A 1,194-nucleotide genomic window follows, 5' to 3' on the forward strand; every position below is an offset into this window, starting at 1 on the left:
AAATATACAAATCCCAACCCAGTCTAAACCAGGTTGAAATTTATGAAGATTTATGAAGCAGTTTGATTAAAATTTATTCTTTCTTACTTCACTTACTATTGTCTTTGCCATATTATCAACATCGCTTGTTACTTCATTAGCCCTATTAGCAATTACAACGTTTTCTTTTGTTAGATTATCTATTTGAGCAACTGATTGATTTATCATATTGATACCTTCACTTTGCTCTTTTATTGATTCACTCATCTCGTTTATTGATTGAGCTAGGACATTTGTATTTGCTTCTATCTCACCAAGTGATTTTTGAGTTCTCTCAGCTAGCTTTCTAACTTCATCAGCAACAACTGCAAATCCTCTGCCATGCTCTCCAGCCCTTGCTGCTTCAATAGCAGCATTAAGAGCAAGTAAATTTGTTTGATCTGCTATATCTCTAATGATAGTTATGATGTTTTTGATCTCATCACTTTGTCTTATAACATCAGCTGTCTTTTGAGAGATGGCGTTCATTGAGCTAGACATTTGCTCAACTGCAGCAGCGCTTTCTTGAAGTGAGCTTGCTTGAGTGCTAGCACCTTGTGTGAGCTCTTTCATAGCCAAAGCCAAGGTTGTAGCCTTTTCTTCAAGCATCTTGGCATCATTTAAATTTGAGTTTAGCATAGTGCAAATTACTTCACCCATATTTGATACTCCAAGTATCATAGCCTTTAGATCAGCCTCTAGCTCTTCATTTATCTCAACCTTTGCTGTAAAGTCGTTTTTAGTATATGAGCTAAGAACATTTGTTATGCCCTTTAAATTTGCTGAGATAGATGTAAAGAATTTATTTAGTAGCTCTTTTAGTTCATTTAGCGATGGGTTGTTAGGAGTTGAGCCTATCTTTGCTCCAAGGTTTCCTTTGATCATTAGATTTGCTACTTTATTTAGCTCATCTATCATAGTGCTATCTTTTTTGATGCCAGCTACGACTTTATCGATGTTTTCATTTATAGCTTTACTCATCTCACCAAATTCATCATTTGATCTTACCTCTAGCTTGCTTGGTGCTTTTGCTTCGTAAGTTACAAATTTAAATAGATCATCAAGCTTAGACTGGATAGTTTTTATAGGGTTAAGAGACTTTTTAAGTAAGAAATAGACAAATGCTGAGAGGATAACGATAAATAGCACTGCTAGGATTAGCTGGATCTTTAGGAG

1 protein-coding gene is annotated in these 1,194 nt (G+C 35.2%); it reads right to left on the reverse strand.

Features of this window, described 5'->3' with window-relative positions:
• Positions 1-66: 66 nt before the first annotated feature.
• Positions 67-1,185: a methyl-accepting chemotaxis protein gene (locus G6W41_RS09975; RefSeq protein ID WP_430733024.1), complete on the reverse strand. Its 1,119-nt coding sequence runs from the start codon at positions 1,183-1,185 to the stop codon at positions 67-69.
• Positions 1,186-1,194 lie beyond the last annotated feature (9 nt).

Origin of the sequence: Campylobacter concisus (genome assembly GCF_015230035.1) — a bacterium.
GTDB classification, from domain to species: Bacteria; Campylobacterota; Campylobacteria; order Campylobacterales; family Campylobacteraceae; genus Campylobacter_A; species Campylobacter_A concisus_BK.